This window comes from Streptomyces sp. 71268 (assembly GCF_029392895.1).
Lineage (GTDB): Bacteria > Actinomycetota > Actinomycetes > Streptomycetales > Streptomycetaceae > Streptomyces.
Window position 1 is genome coordinate 7,940,482 of record NZ_CP114200.1, and the last position, 22,677, is coordinate 7,963,158.

General features: G+C 75.3%; 20 protein-coding genes. 2 read left to right on the plus strand and 18 right to left on the minus strand.

The window, feature by feature from the left end:
- Positions 1 to 130 precede the first annotated feature (130 nt).
- The 5 genes from OYE22_RS31610 to OYE22_RS31630 all read right to left on the minus strand — a co-directional run bounded on the left by OYE22_RS31610 (position 131) and on the right by OYE22_RS31630 (position 3,883).
- A complete protein-coding gene (locus OYE22_RS31610) occupies positions 131 to 1,051 on the minus strand; it encodes a serine hydrolase (RefSeq protein WP_277323617.1) in 921 nt (306 codons plus the stop codon).
- 88 nt (positions 1,052 to 1,139) lie between these two features.
- On the minus strand, positions 1,140 to 1,826 hold the full coding sequence (locus OYE22_RS31615; protein WP_277323618.1) for an HAD family phosphatase: 687 nt from the start codon (positions 1,824 to 1,826) through the stop codon (positions 1,140 to 1,142).
- A gap of 62 nt (positions 1,827 to 1,888) precedes the next feature.
- Positions 1,889 to 2,371 (minus strand): Lrp/AsnC family transcriptional regulator, encoded by a 483-nt coding sequence (locus tag OYE22_RS31620; protein WP_277323619.1) that lies wholly within the window; start codon positions 2,369 to 2,371, stop codon positions 1,889 to 1,891.
- 127 nt (positions 2,372 to 2,498) lie between these two features.
- Positions 2,499 to 3,152 (minus strand): phosphoribosyltransferase family protein, encoded by a 654-nt coding sequence (locus tag OYE22_RS31625; RefSeq protein ID WP_277323620.1) that lies wholly within the window; start codon positions 3,150 to 3,152, stop codon positions 2,499 to 2,501.
- Positions 3,153 to 3,211: 59 nt separating this feature from the next.
- Positions 3,212 to 3,883 carry a dienelactone hydrolase family protein gene (locus OYE22_RS31630; RefSeq protein ID WP_277323621.1) on the minus strand — a complete coding sequence of 224 codons (672 nt, stop codon included), beginning with the start codon at positions 3,881 to 3,883 and terminating at the stop codon, positions 3,212 to 3,214.
- A gap of 683 nt (positions 3,884 to 4,566) precedes the next feature.
- On the opposite strand from OYE22_RS31630, the gene OYE22_RS31635 reads away from it, so the two are divergent.
- Complete coding sequence (locus OYE22_RS31635; RefSeq protein WP_277323623.1) at positions 4,567 to 6,084, plus strand: FUSC family protein; 1,518 nt, start codon at positions 4,567 to 4,569, stop codon at positions 6,082 to 6,084.
- A gap of 103 nt (positions 6,085 to 6,187) precedes the next feature.
- Here the strand turns inward: OYE22_RS31635 and OYE22_RS31640 are convergent, their stop codons facing one another.
- On the minus strand, positions 6,188 to 6,577 hold the full coding sequence (locus tag OYE22_RS31640; protein WP_277323624.1) for a YciI family protein: 390 nt from the start codon (positions 6,575 to 6,577) through the stop codon (positions 6,188 to 6,190).
- A 188-nt stretch (positions 6,578 to 6,765) separates the two neighbouring features.
- On the opposite strand from OYE22_RS31640, the gene OYE22_RS31645 reads away from it, so the two are divergent.
- A complete protein-coding gene (locus tag OYE22_RS31645) occupies positions 6,766 to 7,881 on the plus strand; it encodes a lactonase family protein (RefSeq protein ID WP_277323625.1) in 1,116 nt (371 codons plus the stop codon).
- A gap of 357 nt (positions 7,882 to 8,238) precedes the next feature.
- Here OYE22_RS31645 and OYE22_RS31650 read toward each other — a convergent pair whose 3' ends face one another.
- The 12 genes from OYE22_RS31650 to OYE22_RS31705 form a co-directional block, all read right to left on the minus strand.
- A complete protein-coding gene (locus OYE22_RS31650; protein ID WP_277323626.1) occupies positions 8,239 to 9,228 on the minus strand; it encodes a hypothetical protein in 990 nt (329 codons plus the stop codon).
- A gap of 178 nt (positions 9,229 to 9,406) precedes the next feature.
- Entirely contained in the window at positions 9,407 to 10,492 is a 1,086-nt protein-coding gene (locus OYE22_RS31655; RefSeq protein WP_277323627.1) for a BadF/BadG/BcrA/BcrD ATPase family protein, read from the minus strand.
- Positions 10,493 to 10,496: 4 nt separating this feature from the next.
- Positions 10,497 to 11,315, minus strand: coding sequence for a phospholipid scramblase-related protein (locus tag OYE22_RS31660; protein WP_277323628.1), 819 nt, complete (start codon positions 11,313 to 11,315; stop codon positions 10,497 to 10,499).
- A gap of 152 nt (positions 11,316 to 11,467) precedes the next feature.
- Positions 11,468 to 12,145, minus strand: a complete 678-nt coding sequence (locus tag OYE22_RS31665; RefSeq protein WP_277323629.1) for a uracil-DNA glycosylase — start codon at positions 12,143 to 12,145, stop codon at positions 11,468 to 11,470.
- Between the two features lie 272 nt (positions 12,146 to 12,417).
- Entirely contained in the window at positions 12,418 to 13,536 is a 1,119-nt protein-coding gene (locus tag OYE22_RS31670) for an NADH:flavin oxidoreductase/NADH oxidase (protein ID WP_277323630.1), read from the minus strand.
- A 167-nt stretch (positions 13,537 to 13,703) separates the two neighbouring features.
- Complete coding sequence (locus tag OYE22_RS31675) at positions 13,704 to 14,807, minus strand: lysophospholipid acyltransferase family protein (protein WP_277323631.1); 1,104 nt, start codon at positions 14,805 to 14,807, stop codon at positions 13,704 to 13,706.
- Complete coding sequence (locus tag OYE22_RS31680) at positions 14,804 to 16,381, minus strand: lactate racemase domain-containing protein (protein ID WP_277323633.1); 1,578 nt, start codon at positions 16,379 to 16,381, stop codon at positions 14,804 to 14,806. The genes OYE22_RS31675 and OYE22_RS31680 overlap by 4 nt, the downstream gene beginning before the upstream one ends.
- Complete coding sequence (locus tag OYE22_RS31685) at positions 16,378 to 18,693, minus strand: HAD-IB family hydrolase (protein WP_277323634.1); 2,316 nt, start codon at positions 18,691 to 18,693, stop codon at positions 16,378 to 16,380. The genes OYE22_RS31680 and OYE22_RS31685 overlap by 4 nt, the downstream gene beginning before the upstream one ends.
- 217 nt (positions 18,694 to 18,910) lie before the next feature.
- Positions 18,911 to 20,407: a nickel pincer cofactor biosynthesis protein LarC gene (gene larC, locus OYE22_RS31690; protein WP_277323635.1), complete on the minus strand. Its 1,497-nt coding sequence runs from the start codon at positions 20,405 to 20,407 to the stop codon at positions 18,911 to 18,913.
- A 127-nt stretch (positions 20,408 to 20,534) separates the two neighbouring features.
- Positions 20,535 to 21,224, minus strand: a complete 690-nt coding sequence (gene larB / locus OYE22_RS31695; RefSeq protein ID WP_277323636.1) for a nickel pincer cofactor biosynthesis protein LarB — start codon at positions 21,222 to 21,224, stop codon at positions 20,535 to 20,537.
- On the minus strand, positions 21,221 to 22,237 hold the full coding sequence (locus tag OYE22_RS31700; RefSeq protein ID WP_277323637.1) for an ATP-dependent sacrificial sulfur transferase LarE: 1,017 nt from the start codon (positions 22,235 to 22,237) through the stop codon (positions 21,221 to 21,223). The genes larB and OYE22_RS31700 overlap by 4 nt, the downstream gene beginning before the upstream one ends.
- A gap of 170 nt (positions 22,238 to 22,407) precedes the next feature.
- Positions 22,408 to 22,665: an acyl carrier protein gene (locus OYE22_RS31705; RefSeq protein ID WP_277323638.1), complete on the minus strand. Its 258-nt coding sequence runs from the start codon at positions 22,663 to 22,665 to the stop codon at positions 22,408 to 22,410.
- Between the last annotated feature and the right edge of the window lie 12 nt (positions 22,666 to 22,677).

The window sequence follows — 22,677 nt, forward strand, 5'->3', positions numbered from 1 at the left end:
CGATGCCCCGCCCGGGAGAGTACCGAGCGGGGCACCGAACGACCGGGTCGGACCCGAGGTCGGCCCCGACCGTCGCGAGCGATCCGCCTCGAAGCGGGTTCGCGCGCGGTGGCGGGAGCGCCGAGGGACCCTAGTCCTGCTGTGCGCTGTTGGGCAGCGCGCGCCAGGCGACCTTGGTCTTGGTCTTGAAGGACCAGTCGAGCATCTTCTTCGCGTCCGCGTAGCGGTTGCCGTCATTGAGGATGACGCCCACCACGGTGCGCTTGCCCTTCGTCGTGGCGAAGACCAGGCACGGACCGGCGGCCGTGCCGGTACCGGTCTTGACGCCGAACGTGCCCTGGTACGAGCCGAGCAGCTTGTTCGTGTTGTACCAGGTGTACGTGCGGCCGTTGGTGGCCTTCTGCTTGGTGCTCTGCGCCTTCACGACCGTCTTGAAGGTGCTGTTGCCGATCGCGTGCCGGGTCAACTTCGCCAGGTCGCGCGGCGTGGTGTAGTTGGAGCCCTTGGCCGAGATGCCGTCGAACGAGTCGTACTTGGTGTTCTTCAGCCCCAGCGCCTTGGCCCGGTCGTTCATCTTGGTGATGAACGACTTCTTCCGGGCGGCGATGCTGCTGCCCGACCCGAAGGTGTCGGCCAGCGCGTACGCGGCGTCACAGCCCGAGGGCAGCATCAGCCCGTACAGCAGTTGGCGCACCGTCACCTTGTCGCCCACCTTCAGGTCGGCGGTGCTAGCGCCTTCCTTGGCGACGTAGTCGCGGTACTCCTTCTTGATGGTGACCTGCTTGTTCAGGTTCACCTTCTTCGTGTCGAGCACCACCATCGCGGTCATGATCTTGGTGGTGCTCGCCATCTGACGCTTGGTGTCCGCGTCCTTGGCCCACAACTGCTTGTTGGCGCCACTGTCGAGCAGGTACGCACCGCGGGCGGTGATGCCCGAGGGCCCGCTCGCCGCCTGCGCGCTGCTCGTCGGGACGAGCACGGCGAGCGCCGCTGTAGAGGCGACCACCGTAGCTCCCCACCGGTAGGCCGCGCGTCCCCCACGTCGTTCCATATGAGCTCCACTTCGTCTTGCGCGTTGATCGTGCGAGCGAATGCTCTCATTAGGTCATTTACGCCAGAAAGGTGGGGGTGTCGAGCAGTCAGCCGGACCCGGTCAGCCAGGCGTACGCGCGCTCCGCGTCGAACTCACCCTGGCCACCCGAGAACCGGAGCCCCGCGGCGGCGAACCACGGATCGTCCGCGGTCGCCGGCACGTACGGCACCGCGACGCACCGCATCCCGGCCCGGCGCGCCGCCTCCGCGCCCGGCGGAGCGTCCTCGACCACCGCGCAGTCGGCCGGCGGCACGCCCAGGCGCCGGGCCGCCTCCAGGAAGACGTCCGGCTCCGGCTTGCCGTGCGGCACCTCCTCGGCCGAGACGTACGTGGCGAAGTGCGCGTCGAGCCCCGTGGCGCCGAGCACGGCCTCGATCGCGGCGCGCGACGAACCGGACGCCACGGCGATCGGGTGGCCCCGCGTGGACAACCGCTCCACGAACGCGCGCATCTTCGGGAACGCCCCGGTCGAGGCGCCCACCAACTCCAGGTAGTGCCGGTTCTTGGCCGCCAGCAACTCGTCGACGGACGCCTCGATTCCGTGCTCGGACCGCAGGATGGTCAGCGTCTCGCGGGTGCCGATGCCGATGAAGCGGGTGTGTTCGGCCCAGTCGAAGTCGGTCACCCCGTACGCGGCCAGGGTGCGCCGCCCGGCTTCGAAGTAGTGCGGCTCGCTGTCCACGAGCGTGCCGTCGAGATCGAAGATGACCGCGGTGGTGGGGGAAGTGCTCATGGGCACAGCATGCCAATCAGGCGGACGCGGCGTACGCACGGGCGGACCGGAACCCGCCACGGCTACCGCTGCCGGCCCGCCTCCGCGCCCACCGCGTCCACCAGCGGCAACATCCGGTACGGCACCCGCTGGCGCAACGCGATCTCGGTGCGGGTACGGACCACGCCGGGAAGCTGGATCAGGCGCTGGACGATGTCCTCCAGGTGGCCCGCGTCCCGCGCCACCACCCGCGTCATGAGGTCGCCGCCGCCGGTGATCGAGAACGCCTCGATGATCTCCGGCACCTCGGCGAGCGCGTCCCCCACGTCGTCCAGGTGCCCCTGGGTCACCTCGACGTGCACGAAGGCCAGCACCGGATGGCCCAGGGCGGCGGCCGACAGGCGTGGCCCGCTACCGGTGATCACCCCGTCGCGCTCCAGCCGGTCGAGCCGTGCCTGCAGGGTGCCGCGGGCGACGCCGAGCAGCCGGGCGTACTCCCGCACGCTGGTGCGCGGCTGCTCCAGGAGCAGCCGCAGGATCTTCGCGTCGAGGGCGTCCACGGCCACGGGCCACCGGCTCCTGTTCGTCGTTGCTCGTCCCGCTCGTCCGCACGGGCCCAGAAGGTCCCCTATGCGGCCTGGTGACTGTACCAACGGCCCCCGGTGGCCCGGGCGCCGCGCGGGGTCACGCCCGTCATCCGGGGGCGTGGGCGGCCCGCAGGGTGTCGATCACCTCGTCGTCGCTGACCTGCTCGAAGTCCGCGTACCACTGGCCGACCGAGCCGAAGGGTCGTGGCTGGTGCGCGCACACCACGTCGTCGGCCTCGGGGCCGAGCGCGGTGGCGGCCTCGACGGAGCAGACCGGGGCCGCGAGCACCACCCGGGCCGGCCGCATGCGGCGCACCGCCCGCAGCGCGGCGTGGGCCGTGACGCCGGTGGCGAGCCCGTCGTCCACCACGATGACCGTGCGGCCGCGCAGGTCGGGCGCCGGACGCCCGCCCCGGTACAGGTCCTCGCGGCGGTGCAGCTCGGTGCGCGCCCGCGCGACCTGCGCGCCCAGTCGGTCCGCCGTCAGGTCCAGCATGGCCAACGCCCGCTCGTCGTACAGCGGCGGGTCCTCGCCGGTCAGGGCCCCGACACCGAGTTCGGGGTTGAACGGTGGGCCGATCTTGCGCACCACCAGGACGTCCAGCGGCGCGTGCAGGACCCTGGCCACCTCGTCGGCCACCGGCACCCCGCCGCGCGGCAGGGCCAGCACGAAGGGGCTGGCGACCTCGGAGTGGAGTTCGCGGTCGGCGAGCTGGGCGGCCAGCTCCCGGCCGGCTGCCCGGCGATCGGAGAAGAGCATGGCGGTTCCTCCCTTCCGCCCGTGCGGCGCCCGGTCGCCCCGGCGCCGCACGGGCACGGTCATCGGTCGTCCCCGCGGCGCATGCCGAGGAACCAGTCCCGGGCGGCGTGCGCGACGACCTCCAGGGCACCCGGCTCCGCGAAGAGGTGTCCGGCGCCCGGCACGACGCGCAGGGTCCACGGGGCGGTCAGGCGCTCGGCCGCCTCCTCGTTCAGGCGCAGCACCCGCGGGTCCGCGCCGCCGACGACGAGCAGTACCGGCGCCCGTACGGCGGTCAACGCCGGGCCCGCCAGGTCCGGGCGCCCACCACGGGAGACCACGGCGGCCACCCGGTCGGCCCGCTCGGCCGCCGCGACGAGCGCCGCCGCGGCCCCGGTACTGGCGCCGAAGAGGCCCACCGGGACCTCGTGCGTGTCGGCCCGGCGGTCGAGCCAGTCCACGACCGCCGCGACGCGTCGGGCCAGCATCGGGATGTCGAACCGCAACTCGGCCGTCACCTGGTCGACGCGCTCCTCCTCCGGGCTGAGCAGGTCGACGAGTACGGTGCCGAGACCGGCCTCGTGCAGCGTCCCGGCCACCGCCCGGTTCCGCGGGCTGTGCCGCGAGCTGCCGCTGCCGTGCGCGAAGGCGACCACGCCGAGTGGTTCGGCGGGCAGCGTGAGGTCGCCCGGCAGCGCCACGTCATCGACGTCCACGCTGATGGCCTGCGTCGTGGTGGCTGTCGTCGCCATGCTGGATGCCTCCCACCCCGCCCGACCGCCCGCCGGGGAAACCTCCGGACGGTCCGGCGTGTGCTGCTGTCGCGTCTGGCTCGGTGGCTACCGGGCCCGGCTCGCCCGTGTCGGGCGGCCGGCGCCGGATGCCGGCTCTCGGTTCCTGGTTCTCGGGTACGGGATGTCGCCGGCCGACCCGTGACGGTCGGCGTACGGCGCCGGGCCCGCGACCCGGCCGGCCACGCCTGCGCCCGGTGCCGGGGCCCGGCGCGCGGGCGCCGAGGCGTGCCCGCCGGCCGGGTACCCACCCTCGCCGGGGCGCACCACCCCTGGGCCCGACGAATCCGCCGGCTCGCGCGGGGCGCCAGCCACGCGGTGGGGCGCGGGCGGCGCGGGCTCGTCGCGGGCCGGGGCGGTGGGTGACGGCGGTGGGTGGTGGGCGCCGTGGTGACACAGGTGCGTGCGTGGCCCGGCTCTGTGGTCCGTTGGCTCGCTTCTGGCCCGGTCGGAGCGGCCGATAGTGGGCCAATGGCCCAGCGGTCGCGGGGTGTGTTGAGCCAACGAGGACGTCAATGCTGTGATGGTCCCGTCGATGGCGCTGCGGAACCCTCCGCGGCGTCATTTTTCGTGCTGACGCGCGCGGACCGTGGGAACGCGCGCCGTCCGCTGTTCGCGCTGGATGACAGAAGGGGTGGGAAACCGTGCTCAAGAAGATGTTCGTGGCTCCGGACCCGGGGCGGCTGCGCCTGCGCAGCGCGGCCCGGTCCGTCCTCGGCATCGGTTTGGCGGTCGCCGTGTGCGGCCTCGCCGGCCACTCGCTCGTGGCCGCCATCACCGGCGGGCTCGCCGCCTTGCTCGCACTCTTCACGGTCCTCGACACGACGGTGCGCGGGCAGGCCGTCACCACCGCGCTGCTGCCCGTGGCCGGCTTCCCCGTGCTGGCCCTCGCGGCCGGGCTGCACGACTATCCGCTGGCCCGTGACATCGCCTTCCTGGCCGTCGTCGGGGCGGGCGTGTACGCGCGCCGCTGGGGCCCGCGCGGCCATTCCCTGGGCGTGTTCGCGTTCATGACCTTCTTCGCGACGCAGTTCCTGCACACGGTGCCGGGACAGCTACCGGAGCTGTACGCGGCCGTCACGCTCTCCCTGCTCGCCGCCTCCCTCGTCCGCTTCGGCCTGTGGTGCTACGAGCGGCGCCTGCCGCCGCCCGCCGTCCCGGCCCCCGCGCCACCCGAGGGCCGGGGCCTGGCCCGGATCACCACCCGGCAGGCGGTCCAGGCGACCGCCGGCGGGGCGTTCGCGCTCGTCGTGGGCCAGGTGCTCTCGCACGAGCGTTGGTACTGGGCCGTCGGCGCCACCTGGTGGGTGTTCGTGAACACCGCGTCGCGGGGCGAGACCCTGGTCCGCGGCTTCCGCCGGGCGCTCGGCACCGTCATCGGCGTCGCCCTCGGCCTGGTCATCGCCGTGCCGCTGGACGGAGCCCCCGTCCCCACCGCGATCCTCGTCGCCCTCTGCGTGTTCGGCATCTTCTACACGGCCGCCGTCTCCTACACCTGGATGATGCTCGCGGTGACCCTCATGGCGGGGCTCCTCTACGGGTCGCTGGGCGTGCTGGACCCGGGGCTGCTCGGGCTGCGGGTGACCGAGACCGCCGTGGGCGCGCTCGGCGCCGCGCTGGCCGTGCTGTGCGTGCTGCCCGTCACCACGCACGCCACCACCGACGCCTGGGTCCAGCGGGCCGTGCGCTGCGTGCACGCCTGCACCGCCGAGGCGGCGGCGCGCCTGGCCGGCTCGGCCACCGCCGACCCCGCGCCGCGCGTCGCCGAACTGGAGGCACTCCTCGGCAAGGTGCGGCTGTCGCTCGCCCCGCTGGTGCACCCGCTGAGCCCGCTGCGCGCCCGCAAGGCGCGCGCCCGGCAGGTGCTGGCCCTGCTCGACGACTGCGCCCGCGAGGTGCGCGGCCTCGCCTCCATCGCCGGCGACCCGGAGGCGTCCCACGACGCCCGGCTCACCGCCGCCTGTCAGCGCGTCGAGGCCGCCGTCGAGTCGCTGACCACCCCGGACCGGGTCCGCGAGGTGGTGTCGCCGGCCCCGGCCGCCGCGGCGCAACCGGTCGCGACGGAGCCCGCGCTGGTCCACCTGCACGGCTTGGAGCGGGCGCTGACCGAGCTCGCCGCCCCGTTGCGCAGCTCCCCGCGCGCGCCCCTGGCCGACGCCTGACCGGCCGCCCCGACGCGCCGGCCGCCTCCGCCGAGGGCAACGGGCCCGTACCCGGTCACGTACCGGGTACGGGCCCGTTCGCGTACGCGCTCGCCGGGCGACGTCAGCGCGGCAGGTCCGTGGGCAGCTCGTGCACCTCCACGGGGAAGTTGTGCGAGTCGCCGGGGCCGGGCGCGGCCGACGCCCGGGCGGCGATCTCGACCGCCCGGTCGAGGTCGGCGACGTCCACCACCCAGTAGCCGGCCAGCAGCTTCTCCCGCCCGTCGTGCGTGCCGTCACTGACCCGTGGGGGCCCGTCGTCCCTGGCCCACACGCTGGTCACCAGCGCCGGACCGCCGAGGCCGCGCGCCTCCACCAGCTCGCCGGAGGCGGACAACTCCTCGTTGAGCCGCCCCATGTGCTCGACCATCGCCTGGAACTCCTCGGGCGAGTACGCGGCGATCTCCTCGTCCCACCGCGTGGCACTGCCGAACAACTGCACCATGTACAGCATCGTTGCCGCCTCCTCGGGTCTCAGCAGACCTCCCCCCGAGGCTTTTCCGCCCATCCGCCGCTCCCCTCCGTGCTACCCGATCTCCGTCGTGGTCGCATGCATCTAGAGCCGTGCGGGTGAACCGGGCATCCTGGTCCGGACCTACGGCTACGGCCCGTCCTCATCCGGCGGGCCGAGAAAGGTGCGACATGGCGAGCGCCACGAGCGATGAGAGCAAGACCGGCGACGGGGCGACCCCCGGTGACCAGCGGGCGTACATCGGCTCGTTCACCTCGGCGGGAGGCTGGGGCGTCAGCGTCGCCACGGTCGAACCGGACAGCGGGGCCCTGACCGTCAAGTACTCGACCGACATCGTGGAGAACCCCTCCTACCTGGCCCTCTCACGGGAGCAGGGGGTGTTGTACGCGGTGAGCGAGACGCCCGACGGCTATGGCGCGGCCTTCTCCCTGGGCGACCCCGACCGGCCGGCCCCCCTCGGCCTGCCGGCGGCCGTCGGCGGCGACGACCCCACGCACCTGTCGCTGACCGAGGGCCACGTGCTGACCGCCCACTACTCGTCGGGCACCATCAGCGTCCTGCCCTACCTCCTGGACCCGGAGGGGCACGGCACCTGGTGTGGCCTGGCCCGGCCCACCGACGTACGACAGCACGAGGGGTCGGGCCCCGACCCGGAGCGGCAGCGGGGCCCGCACGCGCACGCCGTGCTGCCCGACCCGTCCGGGCGCTGGGTGCTCGCCGTTGACCTGGGCACGGACACGGTCCACAGCTACGAGCTGGACGCCGAGCGGGGCACCCTGCGCCCGCACCACGCCGCCCGCTTCACGCCGGGCGCCGGCCCGCGCAGCCTGGCCTTCCACCCGGGCGGTGAGTGGGCCTACGTGACCAACGAACTGGACTCCACGGTCACCGTCTGCCGCTGGGACGCCGCCACGGGCGAGCTGACCCCCGGCGCGGCGGTCAGCGTGCTGCCGCCACGGGAGGGCGAGGACCTGCCGCGCAACTACCCGTCCGAGCTGGTCGTCGCGCCCGACGGGCGGTTCGTGTGGGTCGCCAACCGAGGCCACGACAGCATCGCCGTCCTCGCCCTCAACGCGACGGGCGACCAGCTTGAGCTGCGGACCACGGTGGACTGCGGCGGGCACTGGCCCCGGCACCTCGCGCTGTCGGCGACGGGGGAGCGGCTGTACGTGGCCAACGAACGCTCCGGCGGGGTGGCCTGGTTCACCGTCGACGCCGAGACGGGGGTCCCGACCTGGTCGGGCTCGGTCGACGCCCCCGCGGCGTCGTGCGTGGTGCTCGCCTGACACCGGCCGCGCGCCGACCGGCGACGGGCACCGCGCCCCGGACACGGGGTGCGGTGCCCGTTCGCCGGCCAGGGGGAATTCGGAAGGAACGCGGCGAAGGACCCGGCTCGTACCGCCCCCACCTGGGGCGGCCCGCCCACGAGGGGCGGCGAGCCGGGTCCTTCCATGTGTCCTGGTTCCGACGCCGGGTTCGGGCGAGCCGCGCGCGAGGTGGCGTACGGGCGGCGCACGGTGAGGCGCCGTCACCGGCGTCGACCGGCTGCACCGCTGGTGGCAGGAGCCTGGGGCCGTCCGTGTCGGCCCGGTGCGGTCCGCGTACCGCCCGGGCCGGCGGCCACGGCCTGGCCGGCCGGCGGGCTAGCGGTTGGGCGTGCCGGGGAGCGTGAGGCCGAGCGCCGCGGCGTACGCGGACAGCACCAGGCGGCCCACGGCCGGGTAGGCGCCCAGCGGCTCGGCCGCCGCGCAGCCCGCCTCGTTGGCCGCCGTCTCGATCAGCTCGGCGGACACCTCGGGGCCGATCAGGTACGGGGCCAGCGCGAGGCGCTGCGAACCGGCGCCGAGCAACTGCTCGGCGGTGCGGGCCACGGCGCCCTTCTCGTCGAGCGGCGCGGCCAGTACCGGCACGGCGAGGCGCGCCGAGAGCAACATGCCGGTGATGCCCGCCGCCTGCACGGCCTCCGGACCACCGACGGTGGCCAGGATGATGCCGTCGGCCGCGGTGGCCACCGTGAACAGGCGGGCGCGGTCGGCGCGGGCGAGCCCGGCCTCCGAGAGCCGCACGTGCAGCGCCTCGGCGAGCAGCGGGTGCGGGCCGAGCGGGTCGGTGAACAGGGCGGCGCAGCCGCTGCCCTCGACGGCCTGCCGCGCGCGGGCCACCAACTCGCTGTCGGGACCGGCGAGGAGCGGTACCACCACGGCCGCCGGCCCGTCCGCGTCGATCGCGGCCTGTCGCTGGGCGCCGTACGCCGCCTCCTGGGCCGCGGCGTCGGACGCGTCCGTGGCCGCCTCGCTCGGCTGGCCCGCGGCGCTGGTCTGCGCGGCGGCGAGCAGGGCCGCGCGGTCGCGCGCGGCCTGAGCCAGCGTCGCCTCCAAGGCCGGGGCCTGCTCGTCGGCGCCGCCGACGTAGCCGACCCGGGCGTCGAGGCCGGGCAGCTCGGAGCGCGCGATGCTCAGCACCTCGTCGACCACCGCGCGCGTCACGGGGTCGGGAGCCCCGGGCACGGCGAGCACCAGCGGCGGCGCGCCGACGGGCGCCGCGGCGGGCTCGGGTCGCCGGTGCCGTCCGGACTGGCGAGGTCGTGGCGTTCGTACAGGCAGGCCGGACGCGGGCCCGGTGGGGGAACTCATGGCGCCGCATGTTAGCCGTTTGACGAGGAGCGCTGTTCAGGTGGGTATAACTAGGCCGAATCCGTCCCGTTTTATCCGGCGTTTTGGGTCGTGTGTGGCGCGCTACCCGAAATGCAGCGGTGACTACGGGCCGGTCCCGGGGCCGGGGCGCGACCGCCCCGGCCCTCGCGGGCAACGGCTAGAGCACCTGGAGCAGTTCCCCGTCCACCGGTAGCCGCAGCGCGTCCGCCGCGAGCGCCGACGCCACGCGCAGCGCCCCCGCCAGCGGGTCGCCGGCCGCCTCCGTGACCGGCACTCCGGGCAGGCGGCGGGCCAACTCCCGCCGTACCGGGTCGACCAGCGGCGCCCCCATCCGGAAGAGCCCGCCGGTCAGCGCCAGCGCCCCGGCGTCGTCGCCGCGCGCCGCCTGGTCGGTGCTGGGCGGGTGGGGGAAGGCGGCCTGCGCGGCGCGTGCGATGTGGTCCGCCGCCTCGTGCAGGATGGCGGCCGCCACCGGGTCGGTGGCCGCGCAACGGCCGACCTCCGGGGCGAAGGAGGCCAGCACGGCTGGCCGGTCGGGGCGCGGGTACAGCAGCCCCGGCAGGTGCTCCGGCGGCCCGAACACGGCCTCGAGGCGGGACAGCAGCGGCTGCGAGCCGCCCGCCCGCCCGTCGTGGGCGCGCATGGCCGCCTCGAGTCCGGCCCGGCCGATCCACGCGCCACCGCCGCAGTCGCCCAGCAGGTGACCCCAGCCGTCCACGCGCCGCCAGGCGCCGTGCGGGCCGTCACCGAGGTCGGTGCCGAGGGCGATCATGCCGGTGCCAGCCGCCACGACGGCGCCCGGGCGCTGGCCGAGCGCCCCGACGTAGGCCGTGACGCCGTCGGCCGCCAGCGCGAGCCGTCGCAAGCCGAGGGCGTCGGTGAGCGCGGCGGGCAGGTGGGCCCGCAGGTCGTCGCCGAGGCTGGCCATGCCGGCCGCGCCCACGCAGACGGCGGCCACCCGCTCGGCGCCGACCTGGCGCAGCAGCCGCTGGGCCGCCGGCAGCACCCGGGCGAGCAGCCCGGCGGCGTCGATGCCGTGCTCCCCGACGAGGGCGGGGCTGGGGGAGTGCCAGGTCAGCGGCTCGGTGGCGGGGGCGCCCAGCGGCCCGACGGAGCCGAGGGCGATGCGTACGCCCGAGCCGCCGGAGTCGATGCCCAGGGCGTAGTGGACGGCGGGGGCGCGCGGGCCGGGCTCGGGGGCGTGGCCGGCGGCCGGGGCCGGCTGGGGGTCGAGGGCGCTCATCGGCTCATCCGAACCCGCGGGCGTCCTGCTTCAACGCCGTGTCCACCGTCAGCGCGGTCGCCACCACGAGGCTGAGCAGCGGCTCGGGGAGCTGCTGGTGGATCTGCAGCACGTAGTTGTCCGCAGTGGTGAACATGGTCTTGGCGAGGCCCTCCCAGGTCTTGGTGATCCGGGCGATCTCGCGGTCGGTGTGGTCGACGATGGCGAAGTTCCAGGCGCGCCAGTTCTCCGCCTTGATGGCGCCGACCTGCTGTCCCTGCGCCATGATCGCGAAGTTGATCTTCCCGATCACGTTCTGCTGGTGGATCTCGCCGACCGGCTGGCCGTCCGGGCGGGCGACCAGGACCTTGGACTTCATGAACTTGGCCGGCCGGGTCATCACCAGGTGCGGCTGCCCGTGGGCGTCCCGGATCTCCAGCCGGTGGGTCATGAACTGGTCAAGGCTGGAGACGAAGCGCGCCACCTTCTTCAGCGTGCTCTGCCCCACCTGGACCACCGAGCCGATGGTCTGGCCGTGCTGGTCGAAGACGCTGTACTCGTTGGTCAGCTCGATGAGCTTGGCCTTCTGGTTCACCACCAGCACCGGCTCGGTGAACAGCGTCCCGCCGCCCTGCGGGGTCGAGGTGCCGAGCCCGGCCTGCTGCTGGACCTGACGCTGGATCTTCTCGGGCGGCGGCCCGGCGGCCGGCTGCTGGGCGGCCTGGCCGGGCTGGCCCGGGTGCGTGTGCTGGGTCCACTGGGCGCCGTCCCACCAGCGCAGCAGGTGAGGGGTGCCCTGGGGGTCGGCGTACCAGCCGGCGGGCGTGGCGTTGTGCGTTGTCATGCCCCGACACTATCGCTCGTACTTCCGAACGCGGCCGGCCAGGCGTGAGGCACCGCGACGCGCGGGCGGTCGGGCGGCGGTGCGCGCGCGGGCGGTCAGGCAGCGGTTCACGCGCGGGCGCGCCGCGTGCAGGTTCGCGCGGGCGCGCGGGGTCAGGGCAGTCGCCACTCCACCGGCTGCGACCCCTGCCGCACCAGCAGGTCGTTGGCCCGGCTGAACGGGCGTGAGCCGAAGAAGCCCCGGTCGGCCGACATGGGTGAGGGGTGGGCGGACTCGACGGCGGGCAGGTTGCCGAGCAGCGGGCGCAGGTTGCGCGCGTCGCGCCCCCACAGGATCGACACCAGCGGCTTGCCGCGCTCGACCAGCGCCCGGATGGCCTGCTCGGTGACCTCTTCCCAGCCCTTGCCCCGGTGGGCCGCGGGCTTGCGCGGGGCGGTGGTGAGCGCCCTGTTGAGCAGCAGCACGCCCTGCTCGGTCCAGGGGGTCAAGTCCCCGTTGGAGGGCCGGGGGTGGCCGAGGTCGGTGTGCAGTTCCTGGAAGATGTTCTGCAGGCTGCCGGGCAGCGGGCGTACCTCGGGGGCGACCGCGAAGCTGAGCCCGACGGCGTGCCCCGGGGTGGGGTAGGGGTCCTGCCCGACGATCAGCACCCGGACGTCGTCGAAGGGTTGTTGGAAAGCACGCAGGACGTGCTGGCCCGCCGGCAGGTACGTACGGCCCGCCGCGATCTCGGTGCGCAGGAAGGTCCCCATCGCCGTGATGCGTTCGGCTACGGGCTCAAGTGCCTTGGCCCAGCCGGGTTCTACGATTTCGTTCAACGGTCGTCCAGCCACGGCCGTCACTCTACTGGCCCACGAGGGGCCCGCTCACCCGACCGTGGCCGCCCGTACGCGCGGCACACCGGCAGGTGGCGGGCGGGCGCCGGGTGTCACCGTCGAGGATCCCGCCCCGGCCGACGCAGCGGAACGGCCCCGTCCGGCCCGGTCCTCACCTCCGGGACGCCGCCGTCCCAGCCGTCGCCTGCTGCCGCCAGTGTGCGCCCGGCCACTGACAACGGCGTTCCCGGAGTGTGCCCGCGCAGGTCGGCGCGGTTACGGAGCGGAGGTCAGGCGGCCCAGGAGTAGGGGTCGGGGTAGCTCGGAGTGCGACCGAGGGCGCGCGCCGCGCGGTGCGGCCAGTACGGGTCGCGCAGCAGCTCCCGGCCGAGCAGGACCGCGTCCGCCTCGCCGGACTGGAGCACCTTCTCGGCCTGCTCCGGCTCGGTGATCTTGCCGACGGCCGCGACCGGAAGGTCGGTCTCCGCCTTCACCCGGGCCGCGAAGGGGACCTGGTAGCCGGGGCCGGTGGGGATGTGGACGCCGGTGGCGTTCCCGCCGGTGGAGACGTCGAGCAGGTCCACGCCGTGGGCGTGCAGGTCGCGCGCGAAGCGCACCGTGTCGTCGGCCGTCCAGCCGAGCGGGCCATCGGCCTCGGCGCCGTCCGCCCGCGCGGTCTCCTGCAACCAGTCGGTCGCCGAGATCCGGAAGAAGACCGGCAACTCCTTGGGCCACACCGCGCGTACCGCGTCCACCACCCGCAGCGCGAAGCGGGTGCGGTTCTCGTACGAGCCGCCGTACGCGTCCGTGCGGTGGTTGCTGTGCGGGGAGAGGAACTCGCCGATCAGGTACCCGTGCGCGCCGTGCACCTCGACGACCTCGAAGCCGGCGGCGAGCGCGCGCCGGGCCGCGTCCGCGAACTGGCCGACGATCTCGTCTATACGCTCCTCCGTCAGCTCGTCGGGGACCGGGTGGTCGGCGTCGAAGGCGATGGGGCTCGGCCCGACCGGCTGCCAGCCGTGCTGCGCGGGGTCGGTGATCGGGGCGCCGCCGCGCCAGGGGCGGTCGGTGCTCGCCTTGCGCCCGGCATGTGCGATCTGGATGCCCGGGACGGTGCCGTGCTCCTTGAGCGATGCGGTGATCCGGCGCAGCGCCTCGACCTGGGTGTCGTTCCAGATGCCCAGGTCGGCGGGGCTGATCCGGCCCTCGGGGGAGACGGCGGTGGCCTCGACCAGGATGAGGCCGGCGCCGCCGACGGCCCGCGAGGTGTAGTGCGTGTGGTGCCAGTCACCGGCCACGCCGGCGTTCGGCCCGAAGACCTCGGCGGAGTACTGGCACATCGGGGCCATCCAGACGCGGTTCGGGATGGTCAGTGTCCGCAGGGTGTACGGCTCGAACAGGGCGCTCACGACTACTCCACTTCGCGGGGCGACGGGGTGCGGGTTTGTACGGTGCTGATCGTAGTACGTCGCTCATCAAATTACGAGACCCCTCGTACAAACGCCGTGGGGCGAGGTGGGGCCCCACGCCTCCACCCCGCCCCACGCCATCCCGCCCGCCCCCGGGTGCGCGCCCCTTACGACACCCGCGATGCGCCCCGCGCCCCGTCGGCCGCCCCGCCGCCCGCGCCCCGCTGCTTGGGCCAGGCCGGCACCGGGCCGCCCCACACGCGACGCCGTCCCGGCCGCTCCGCAGCGCGCGTGGACTCCCAGACCCGGCGCCACCGCGCCGCGCGCCGTACCCCGGCCGTCGGCGGCGCCGAGGCGGGGGTCGGCGGCGCGTCGGCGGCCTCCACCGCGCCGCGCAGCGCTCCGTACCACCCCACGTCCGTCTCCGCCCACAACGCGTTGACCTCGCGCATCATGCGATCGCGGAAGGCCGGCGCCGTCTCGTCGGGGCCCGCCACGATCGGCCGGCCGAAGCGCACGCTGATCGGCGCGGCGTCGCGCCGGGGCAGCACGTCACCCGGCGGCAGCGCCGCGAACGTGCCCCGTACCGCCACCGGCACGGCCGGCACCCCGGTGTCCAGGCACAGCCGCGCGGCGCCCAGCCGGAACCAACTCATCCAGCCGTCGCGGGAGCGCGACCCCTCGGGGAACAGCAACACGCTCCAACCACTGCCGATCAGCCGCGTCGCCAACCCGGCGCCGTGGCCGCGCCGCCCGGCCCCCCGGTCGCGGCGCCGGTCCACCGGGAAGGCGTTGAACAGCAACGCCGTCGTCACCCCGGTCAGCCGCGAGGCGAAGAAGTGGTCGGCCGCCGCGCCCACCGTCGTCCGGGCCGCGACGGGCCCCGGCAGCGCCCCCAGGATCAACGGCGTGTCGAGGTGGCTGGCGTGGTTGGCCACGAACACCACCGGTCCGCGCAGCCCCGCCAGGTGCTCGCGCCCCGTCACCACGGGCCGGACGTGCGCCCACAGCAGCGGCTTCAGCACGCCGGTGCGCAGCGCGTCACGAGCCAGCGCGGCCGGCGCCGACCGGGCCCAGGCGGTACGGAACGGCGCCCGCGCCGCGTACTGCTCGGGCGGCAGTCCGCGCGGCGGCCTGGCCCGCCCCCGCCAGTCGCGTCCCTGGCGCAACAGGGCCAGGTCACGGCGCAGGCCCCCGCCGTTCCCGCGCGCCGCGCCGCCGAGCCACCGGGCGGCCCGGTTGCCGGGCCCGCCCTCCCGTCCGCCCGTCACGAGACGTCCGCCAGGGTCAGCGGCGGGGCGTGCAGATAGGTGATCTCCGGACTGCCGCCCACCGTGTGCGAGGCCAACTGGAGGGCGTCGGCCAACGTGCTGGCCGCGCGGAACCCGAGGCGGGAGGCGACCGCCGGATCGGCACCGACGAAGATGACGTCGCCCAGGTGCTCCCTGGCGTGCGCGCACCAGTACCACATGTAGAACGGGTGCACCCCGTGGTACGCGTAGCTCCTGCGGTACAGGTGGACGTACCACGGATCGGTCGCGAACTGCTCCTCGAACTTGCCCTCCACCACGGCCGGGTCGGTCGACTGGGTCAGCACGTCCTCGTAGAAGTCGAGGTAGCTCGGGTGGTGCACGGTGTGGAACTCGTTCGGCAGCGGGTGGTAGAAGATGCCCACCCCACCACGCCGGACGATGGGCTTGTTCAGGTACATGTTGAACAGGTAGCCGAGGCCCATCGAGGCCACCAGGATCGGGTTCATCACCGAGTTGACGTTGTACGGGCACAGGTACGGCACGCCGAACACCCCCACGTCCGCCTGGCCCGACACCGGCGTGACCTGTTGCCGGTGCACGTGTCGCAGTGTGATGGGGTGCACCGCGCTCGGCGCGCCCGCGGCGACGCTGGTCACGCCCCAGGGTGCGGCCACCCGGTGGAAGGCGCGCCGGCGCAGCGCGGGCGGGAGCAGCCGGGAGCCGCGCCGCGCACCGATGAACGCCGCCTGGTCCGCCGCGTTCCACTCCCACTCGCGCTTGCTGAGGAAGCCCAGCGGCTGCGGGAAGGCGTCGTTGTTCAGCGCGGTCTCGATCGTGAACACCCTGACCTGACCGCCGATCAGGTCCTGCATGCGGTCGTAGGAGCGGTGCATGGCCGAGTGGGCCGGGTCGTTGAAGGAGCGCGAGTTCCGCAGGGTGTCCACGTTGTGGTGGTGGCGCAGGCTGCGGTAGCTGGCCAGGCCCACCGACACCGACTTCGGCCCGCCGTTCATCGCCACCAGCGTGATGTTCACGTACACGATGAGATCGCTCTCCGCCGCCCGGCGGTTGATCTCCACGTCCTCGCCGTGCCCGGTCTGGCCGAGGTGGAGCAGGTTCTCCTGGTCCTCCGCGTCGTGGTTGCGCAGGTGCTGGGGGAAGAACGAGCGGAAGACCCGGTCGCCCACCACGTGCCGCAGCTCGGCCGGCGTCATGCGCCGGTGCAGCGCGTTGGCCGCGATCAGCTCCACGTCGTCTACCCGGTGCGCGGCGGCCAGCTCCAGCACGTGCTCGATGATCCGCTGCCGGATGTCCGGGCTGCGCATGGGCGGCAGCGGCAGCGACAGGTCGTCGAAGACGATGGTCAGCCGCATGCCGGGGCGCAGCAGCGCGGGCAGCGGATCGCTGCCGTGCGGCTGGTGCAGCGCCCGTGTGATCGCCGCGTCCAGGTCCCGGATGCCGGGCAGGCACGCGGGCGGGTAGACGACCCGAGCGCCGTGCGGCAACTGTTCGAGTCGGAAGCCCTCCCCCTCACACACCAGCAACGGCGGTGTGCGCTCGTCGACTTCGAGGACCAGTCCGGGTCTGCTCACGCGTAGCTCCTTGTCGCTGTGCTGGCACCGCCGGCCCGCACCGTCTCGGTCAGCGCCTCCCACCGGGTGCCCGCGTGCGCGCCCCAGCGCACGACGGGCCAGTGCCGGCGCGCGGCGTACCGGTACAGCCGCAGGTCGGGATTGACCGCGCAGGGCCGGCCGACCGAGGCCAGGAAGGGCCGGTCGGAGTAGCTGTCGGCGTACGCGTACGAACGCCGCAGGGACAGCCCGTGCTCGCGCGCGTACTCGCGCAGCCACGCGGCGCGCGCCTCGCCGACCACCGGTGGGGCCACCAGCCGGCCGGAGAGCACGCCGCCCCGGCTCTCCATCCGGCAGGCCACGATGTCGTCGAAGAGCGGGCGCAGCGGCTCGACCAGCAGGTCGAGGCTGCCGGTGACCAGGACGGTGCGGTGCCCGGCCGCGCGGTGCTCGCGCGCCCGGCGCACCGCCTCCGGCAGCGCCCGCCGCAGCATCGCGTCCGCCAGCGCGTCCCGCACCAGGTCCCGCAGCGCGGCGGCGTCGGCGCCCTGGTAGCGGCGCAGGAAGGCGCGGACGAACGCCGCCCGGTCGGTGCGCTCCGCGCGCAGGTAGCGGGGGACCGCGCGGGCCAGGTCGAGCAGCTCGGCCGCGTGGCCGGGCAGCGAGCCGGAGCCGAGGCGGGCCCACAGGTAGGACTCGACCATGTCGGCGGCCACGAAGGTGCCGTCGAGGTCGAAGACGGCGGCGACGTCGTCCGCCGGCGGCAGCGCGCGGGGCGCCGCGCGACCGCGCCCGGCCGCCGCCCCGCGCAACCCCATGGCGTCGCGCAGCCGCCGGGTCACCGCCGGGCAGTGCACCTCCTCCAGGTAGTCGCGCCAGTCCAGCCCGCGCGGGTCGAAGCCGCGCTCGGCCGCGAGCCGTGGCGGCAGGGAGCGGTGCAGGGCCATCAACTCCCGGTCGTCATAGCGGCCCTGCGCGCCGGTGTACGGCTGGTACACCTCGAAGTAGTGCCGCTGACGGGCGAGTTCGCCGCGCCGGTGGCGCAGCCCGCGCTCCCGCTCCTGGACCCGCTCGCCACCGGGCAGCCACTCCAGCGCGCTACCGGCCGCCGCGACGGCCCGGTCGGCGAGGTCGAGCGCCGTCCGCACGCGCGCCGGGCTCTGGAACCGCCACCGCGCGTGCCGCAGGTGACCGCGCCCCGACGGATCGGGCAGCGGATGCCGGGTGAAGTACGCGTCCAGGTGGTCGTGGAGCGCCCCGTAGGTCAGCGGGTTGCCGGCGCCCGAGCCGACGTGGAAGTAGTGCGGCGCGTCCGCCGGCGGCACCGCGGCGGCGGCGGCCAGGATCGCGTTGACCACCAGGTCCGCCGGGATGACGTCCAGGACGGCGTCCGGATCGCCCGGCAGGTCCCACATGGCCCCCGTCCCGTAGTCGATGATCAGCGGGTCGAGCATCTTGTGCCCGTCGATCCAGCCCGGGTACGGGTGGCGCAGCGCGCTCTCGACGATGGCCGGCCGCAACACCGTCAGCGGTCGCCCGGCCCAGCCCTCCTCGGTGGCCCGCTCGGCCAGCGCCTTGGTGAAGGTGTACACGTCCGTCCACCCCAGCGCGTTGGCCCGGGCCCGCCCGTAGGCGACCAGCCGCCGCGCCACCCACGCCCGCCTGGCCTCCTCGGCGTGCCCGGCCACCACCTGGTTGCCGCACGGCGCGTGCGCCCGGCCCGCCTCCCGCAGCAGCCGGCGCAGCACCTCGGGGCGCCGCGAGTCCCGCTCGACCTCCGCGCGTACGGTCTCGCTGGCGGCCAGCTCCTCCCGCCAGTCCACCGTGTGCCGCAGCGGCTCCTCGCGCACCGTTCCGTGGCCGGGCGCCGACACGTAGGCGGTGGAGACGTAGACCAGGTGCGGCGGCACGGGCTGGCGGGCCAACTGCTCGCAGAGCCGGACGGCCCCGGCGACGTTGGAGCCGAACGCCTCGTCGATGGGCGGGTCGAAGGTGACCGCCGACGCGCAGTGGATGACCGTGTCCAGGTCGTCCGGCAGCCCCGTCACGCTCTCCAGGTCACCCTCGACGACCTGGACCCGGCGCGCCGCCTCGGCCAACTCGTCGTCACCGCCCGGCCGTTCGTGCCACCGCCGGAACACGTCCTTCCGGAGCAGCCGCACCAGGCGGTCACGGCCACCACACCCGCCCCGGCCGCGCAACAGGAGGCTGACGCGGGTGTCGGGATGGTCGGCGAGCAGCCGCTCCAACACGGCCTGCCCGATGAACCCGGTGGCCCCGGTGAGGAGGACGTGCGCCCCCTCCAGGCTGGTGACGGCGTAGGTGCGCGGCATGGCTTCCTCTGGGTCGGCGATGACGGGGGACGGGGAGGGGACGCGGGCACGGCGCGGCGCGCCGGCGGATGACATGGCGACGGCGCGGGCACCAGCCTCCCGCCGCGAGGCTGTCGGCGGGAGGCGGCCGTGGGGGAGCGGCCGAGCGGTGGTGGCCGCGTGCGGTCGGTGGCCGGCGTGCGCCCCGCGCGGGGAGGTGAGGGGGGCCGGTGGCTGATCAGGTGTGGCCCGGCGGCTGGCGCGGGACCGCGCGGGCGGGGGGCTCGCGCAGGTAGTTGCTGATGGCCGCCGCGCAGACCTGCCGGACCGGCCACCCAAGGGCCCGCGCGGCGCGCTCCGCGTCGGCCAGCTCCGGCTGCACCGTGACCTCACCGCCCGGCACGTCGGCGATCTTGACCGGCACGTACTGCTCCCGCCCTGGCGGACCGACGGCCACCGTTACCACCCGGCGCGGCAACGTCGTACGCCGCTGCACGGACCAGCGCACGCCCAACGTCGTGGTGTGCCGCAGCAGTACGTCGGTGACGGCGGGCCGCACCTCGGCCGCGCACAGCGCCGTCACCAGCCGACCCGGCCGACCACGGCGGCCGACGGTACCGATCGTCCAGCAGTCCCACGCCCCGGCCGCGCGCAACGCGTCGAGCACCGACGGCCACAACCGCGGGTCCAGGTCGTCCACGGTGCTCTCGACCACCACGACCTCACCCGAGACCGCGGCCGACGGCACGTCAAGCGCCTCGCCCAGCACGACGCGGGTGATGTTGGGCCCCTCGGCGGTGTCCCGGCCGCCCCCGCCGACGCCGACCGCGCGCACCGTCATCGCGGGCATGGGCCCCGGCGTGGCCACCGCCGCCACCAGCGCGGCCCCGGTCGGCGTCGTACGCTCCCCGGTCAGCTCGCCCGCGGCCAGCGCGAGCCCGTGCCGCGCGGCGATACGGAGCACGGCGGGCACCGGCACCGGCAGTTGGCCGTGGGCGCTGTCGACGTGCCCGCTGCCCGCCGCCAGCGCGGAGCACGTCACCTGGGCGTCCGCGGCCAGCAACCCCAGGTCGGCCAGGGCCGCCGCGCAACCCACCACGTCCGCCAGCGCGTCGTGCGCGCCGACCTCGTGGAAGTGCACCTGCTCCGGCGTCGTGCCGTGCACCCGCGCCTCGGCCTCCGCGAGCAGTTCGAAGACCCGGCGCGCGAAGCGGGCGACATCGGGCGCGAGGCGCGCGGCGGCGAGCAGCGCGAGCACCTGCGGCAGACGCCGGGCCCGATCGGGGACGGACGGCTGTTCCACGTGGGCCCGCAGGCAGGCGAACCCACCGCGCCGCGCGGGCCGGGTGCGCACCGCGAGGCCGGGCACGTCGAGGGCGGCCACCGCGTCGGCCACCACGCGCGGGTCGGCCCCCGCGTCCACCAGCGCGGCCAGCAGCATGTCGCCCGCGACGCCGGCGGTGCAGTCCAGGTGCGCCGCCCGCACCGGCGCGCCGTCCACGCCCGCCGGCGCCGACGCGCCCGGGGCCGCCTCGGTGCCCGGCGGCCCCTGCGGCTCGGCCGTGTCGCAGGGCTCCGGGGCGGCGGGCACGGCCGGTGGCGCGGAGCCCTGCCGGGGCTCGGCCACCGGGCGGGACCCGGCGCGCGGGGGAGCCTGCGGCGGCTGCGGCGCGGTGGGCGCCGGTCGCTCCGTGGGCGTGGTCGAGGCCGGCCCCGCCTCGGGGGGTTCGCTCATCGCGTGCGTCTCCATGTCGTGTCGCGGCCCGCTGTCCACGCGGGCCAGTGGCGCCTGGTACGCCTCGTCCGTCCCGGGCCGAGCGGGCCCCGCGCCCAGCGGCCGCGCGCCGTGGGCCGGACCCGGCTCAGTCACCGTGCACCGCGTTGATCACCTTCGCCGCGTGGACCGCGGCCCCGAAGCCGTTGTCGATGTTGACGACCGTCAGGCCGGGCGCGCAGGCGGAGAGCATCGAGCCCAGGGCGGTGACGCCACCCGACGCCACCCCGTACCCCACGCTCGTGGGCACCCCGACCACCGGCGCGCGCAACAGTCCGGCCACCACGCTGGGCAGGGCGCCGTCCATGCCGGCTACGACGAGCGCGCAGTCGACGTCGTGCAACCGTGGCAACTGCGCGAACAGCCGGCCGATACCCGCGACGCCCACGTCGTCCACGAGCGTGGCCCCCACCCCCAGCGCCGCCAGCGTGGCCAGGCACTCGCGCGCCACCGGCAGGTCGCAAGTTCCGGCCGTCAGCACGCCGACCCTCCCGCGCGGCGGCGGCAGCGGGCCCACCGTGACCGTCCGCGCCACCTCGTCCACGCGTACGGGGTCGGTGCCGAACGCGGTGGGCGCGGCGGCCAGCACCTCCTTCGGGCACCGGGTTGCCAGGGCCGGCGCGCCCGGGTCACCCGCGCGCAGCTCGGCCAGCAGCCGCAACGTCTGGGCCACCGTCTTGGCCTGCGCGAACACCACCTCCGGCACCCCGGTCCGGTCGCGCCGCGCCACATCGAGCCTGGCGTAGTCGGCCACCCGCAGGGCCTCGGTCTCGCTCACGAGGCGCCCTCGACCACCGCGCGCGGGGCGCCACCCTGCCGCGGGCCGGCGGGCCGCGGCACGAGAGGGCCGGCGCGCCCCGTACGGCACCGCCCGGGGCCGGGCCCAAGACCAGGTCCGGCGTGCCCCGGCCCGAGGCTCACGGCGCCGGAGCGGTAGCGGGCCACCGAGCCCGGGCCGAGCCGCGTCGCCACCGCCACGCGGCGCAGCAACGCGCCGGCCCGCTCCGGCCGCCCGTCGAGCCAGTCGTACGCGGGCGGCCCCAGCTCGACACGGAAGTCCGCCGCCAGAAGTCGCACCCGTACGTCGGTGACCGGTACGCGGCCGGCCGCCAGCTCCGCGCGGACCAACTCCTCGGCCCGCTCCACCAGCGCGAGCCGCTCGCGCGTCACCGGCACCCCGACCGCCACCCGCGACGAGAGGCAGGGCGTGCCCGGCTTCTCCGCGACCGACAGTCCCCACGCGGCGGCCACGGCGCGCACCTCGCGCTTGCCCAGGCCGGCGTCGGCCAGCGGCTCGGCGACGCCGAGTTCCGCCGCCGCGCGCAGCCCCGGCCGGTGCGCGGCCCGCCGGTCGTCGCGGTGCGTGCCCGTCGCGACGCCGTGGAACCCGCGCTCGGCCGCCACGTCGGCCACGCGCGCCAGCACGGTGCGCTTGCAGAAGTAGCAGCGGTCCCCGGAATTCTCCCGGTAGCCGGGGACCGTCCACTCGTCGGTGGCCACCACGACTAGCTCGGCGCCGATCTCCGCCGCCGCGCGCCGGGCGCCGCGCAGTTCGTCCCTGGCCAGAGCCGGGGAGTCCGCGATGACCGCGAGTGTGCCCGTACGACCCCAGGTCCGTACCGCGGCGGCGAGGACCACCGTGGAATCGACGCCGCCGGAAAACGCGACGGCCAGGGGGGCGTGCCCGGACAGACTCGAAAGCAGGGCGGCCGCCCCGGGGATGTGCCCGGTTCGTTGCTCGCTCCCGCTTTCGCTTTCGCCTTCGCCGAGCATCGTGCTCTTGCGCGTCAAGAATCCGCGCCTTTCTCCTCAGGAGTGATCGGTGGCACGTTCGGCGGCGACTCGGGCCGCGCGGCACCGCGCGGGGCGGGCGCCGACGACGCACGCCGCGCCTCCGCCGTCGGGTCGCCGCCCGGGTCGCCCACTGTCAGTCGGCCGCCGGGCGTCGGTCGCGCGCCCTGTCAGGTCCGCAGTCCGGCCTCGGCGAGGTCGCGGCCGGTCTCGATCCATTCCGCGATCTGCCGCAGGGTGAGGTCGCGGGTGACGTCCTCGTCGCTGACCCGCAGGCCCGTGCGTTCCGCGAGCACCAGGGAGAATTCCAAAAGGGCGAGGGAATCCAGCTCCAACTCCTCAAGCGTGGCTTCCGGGCGCAGTACGGCCTGGTCCACCTCGAACTGTTCGGCCAGAATTTCCGTGATGACGCCAAAGGCATCGCTCATCGATGTGCACTC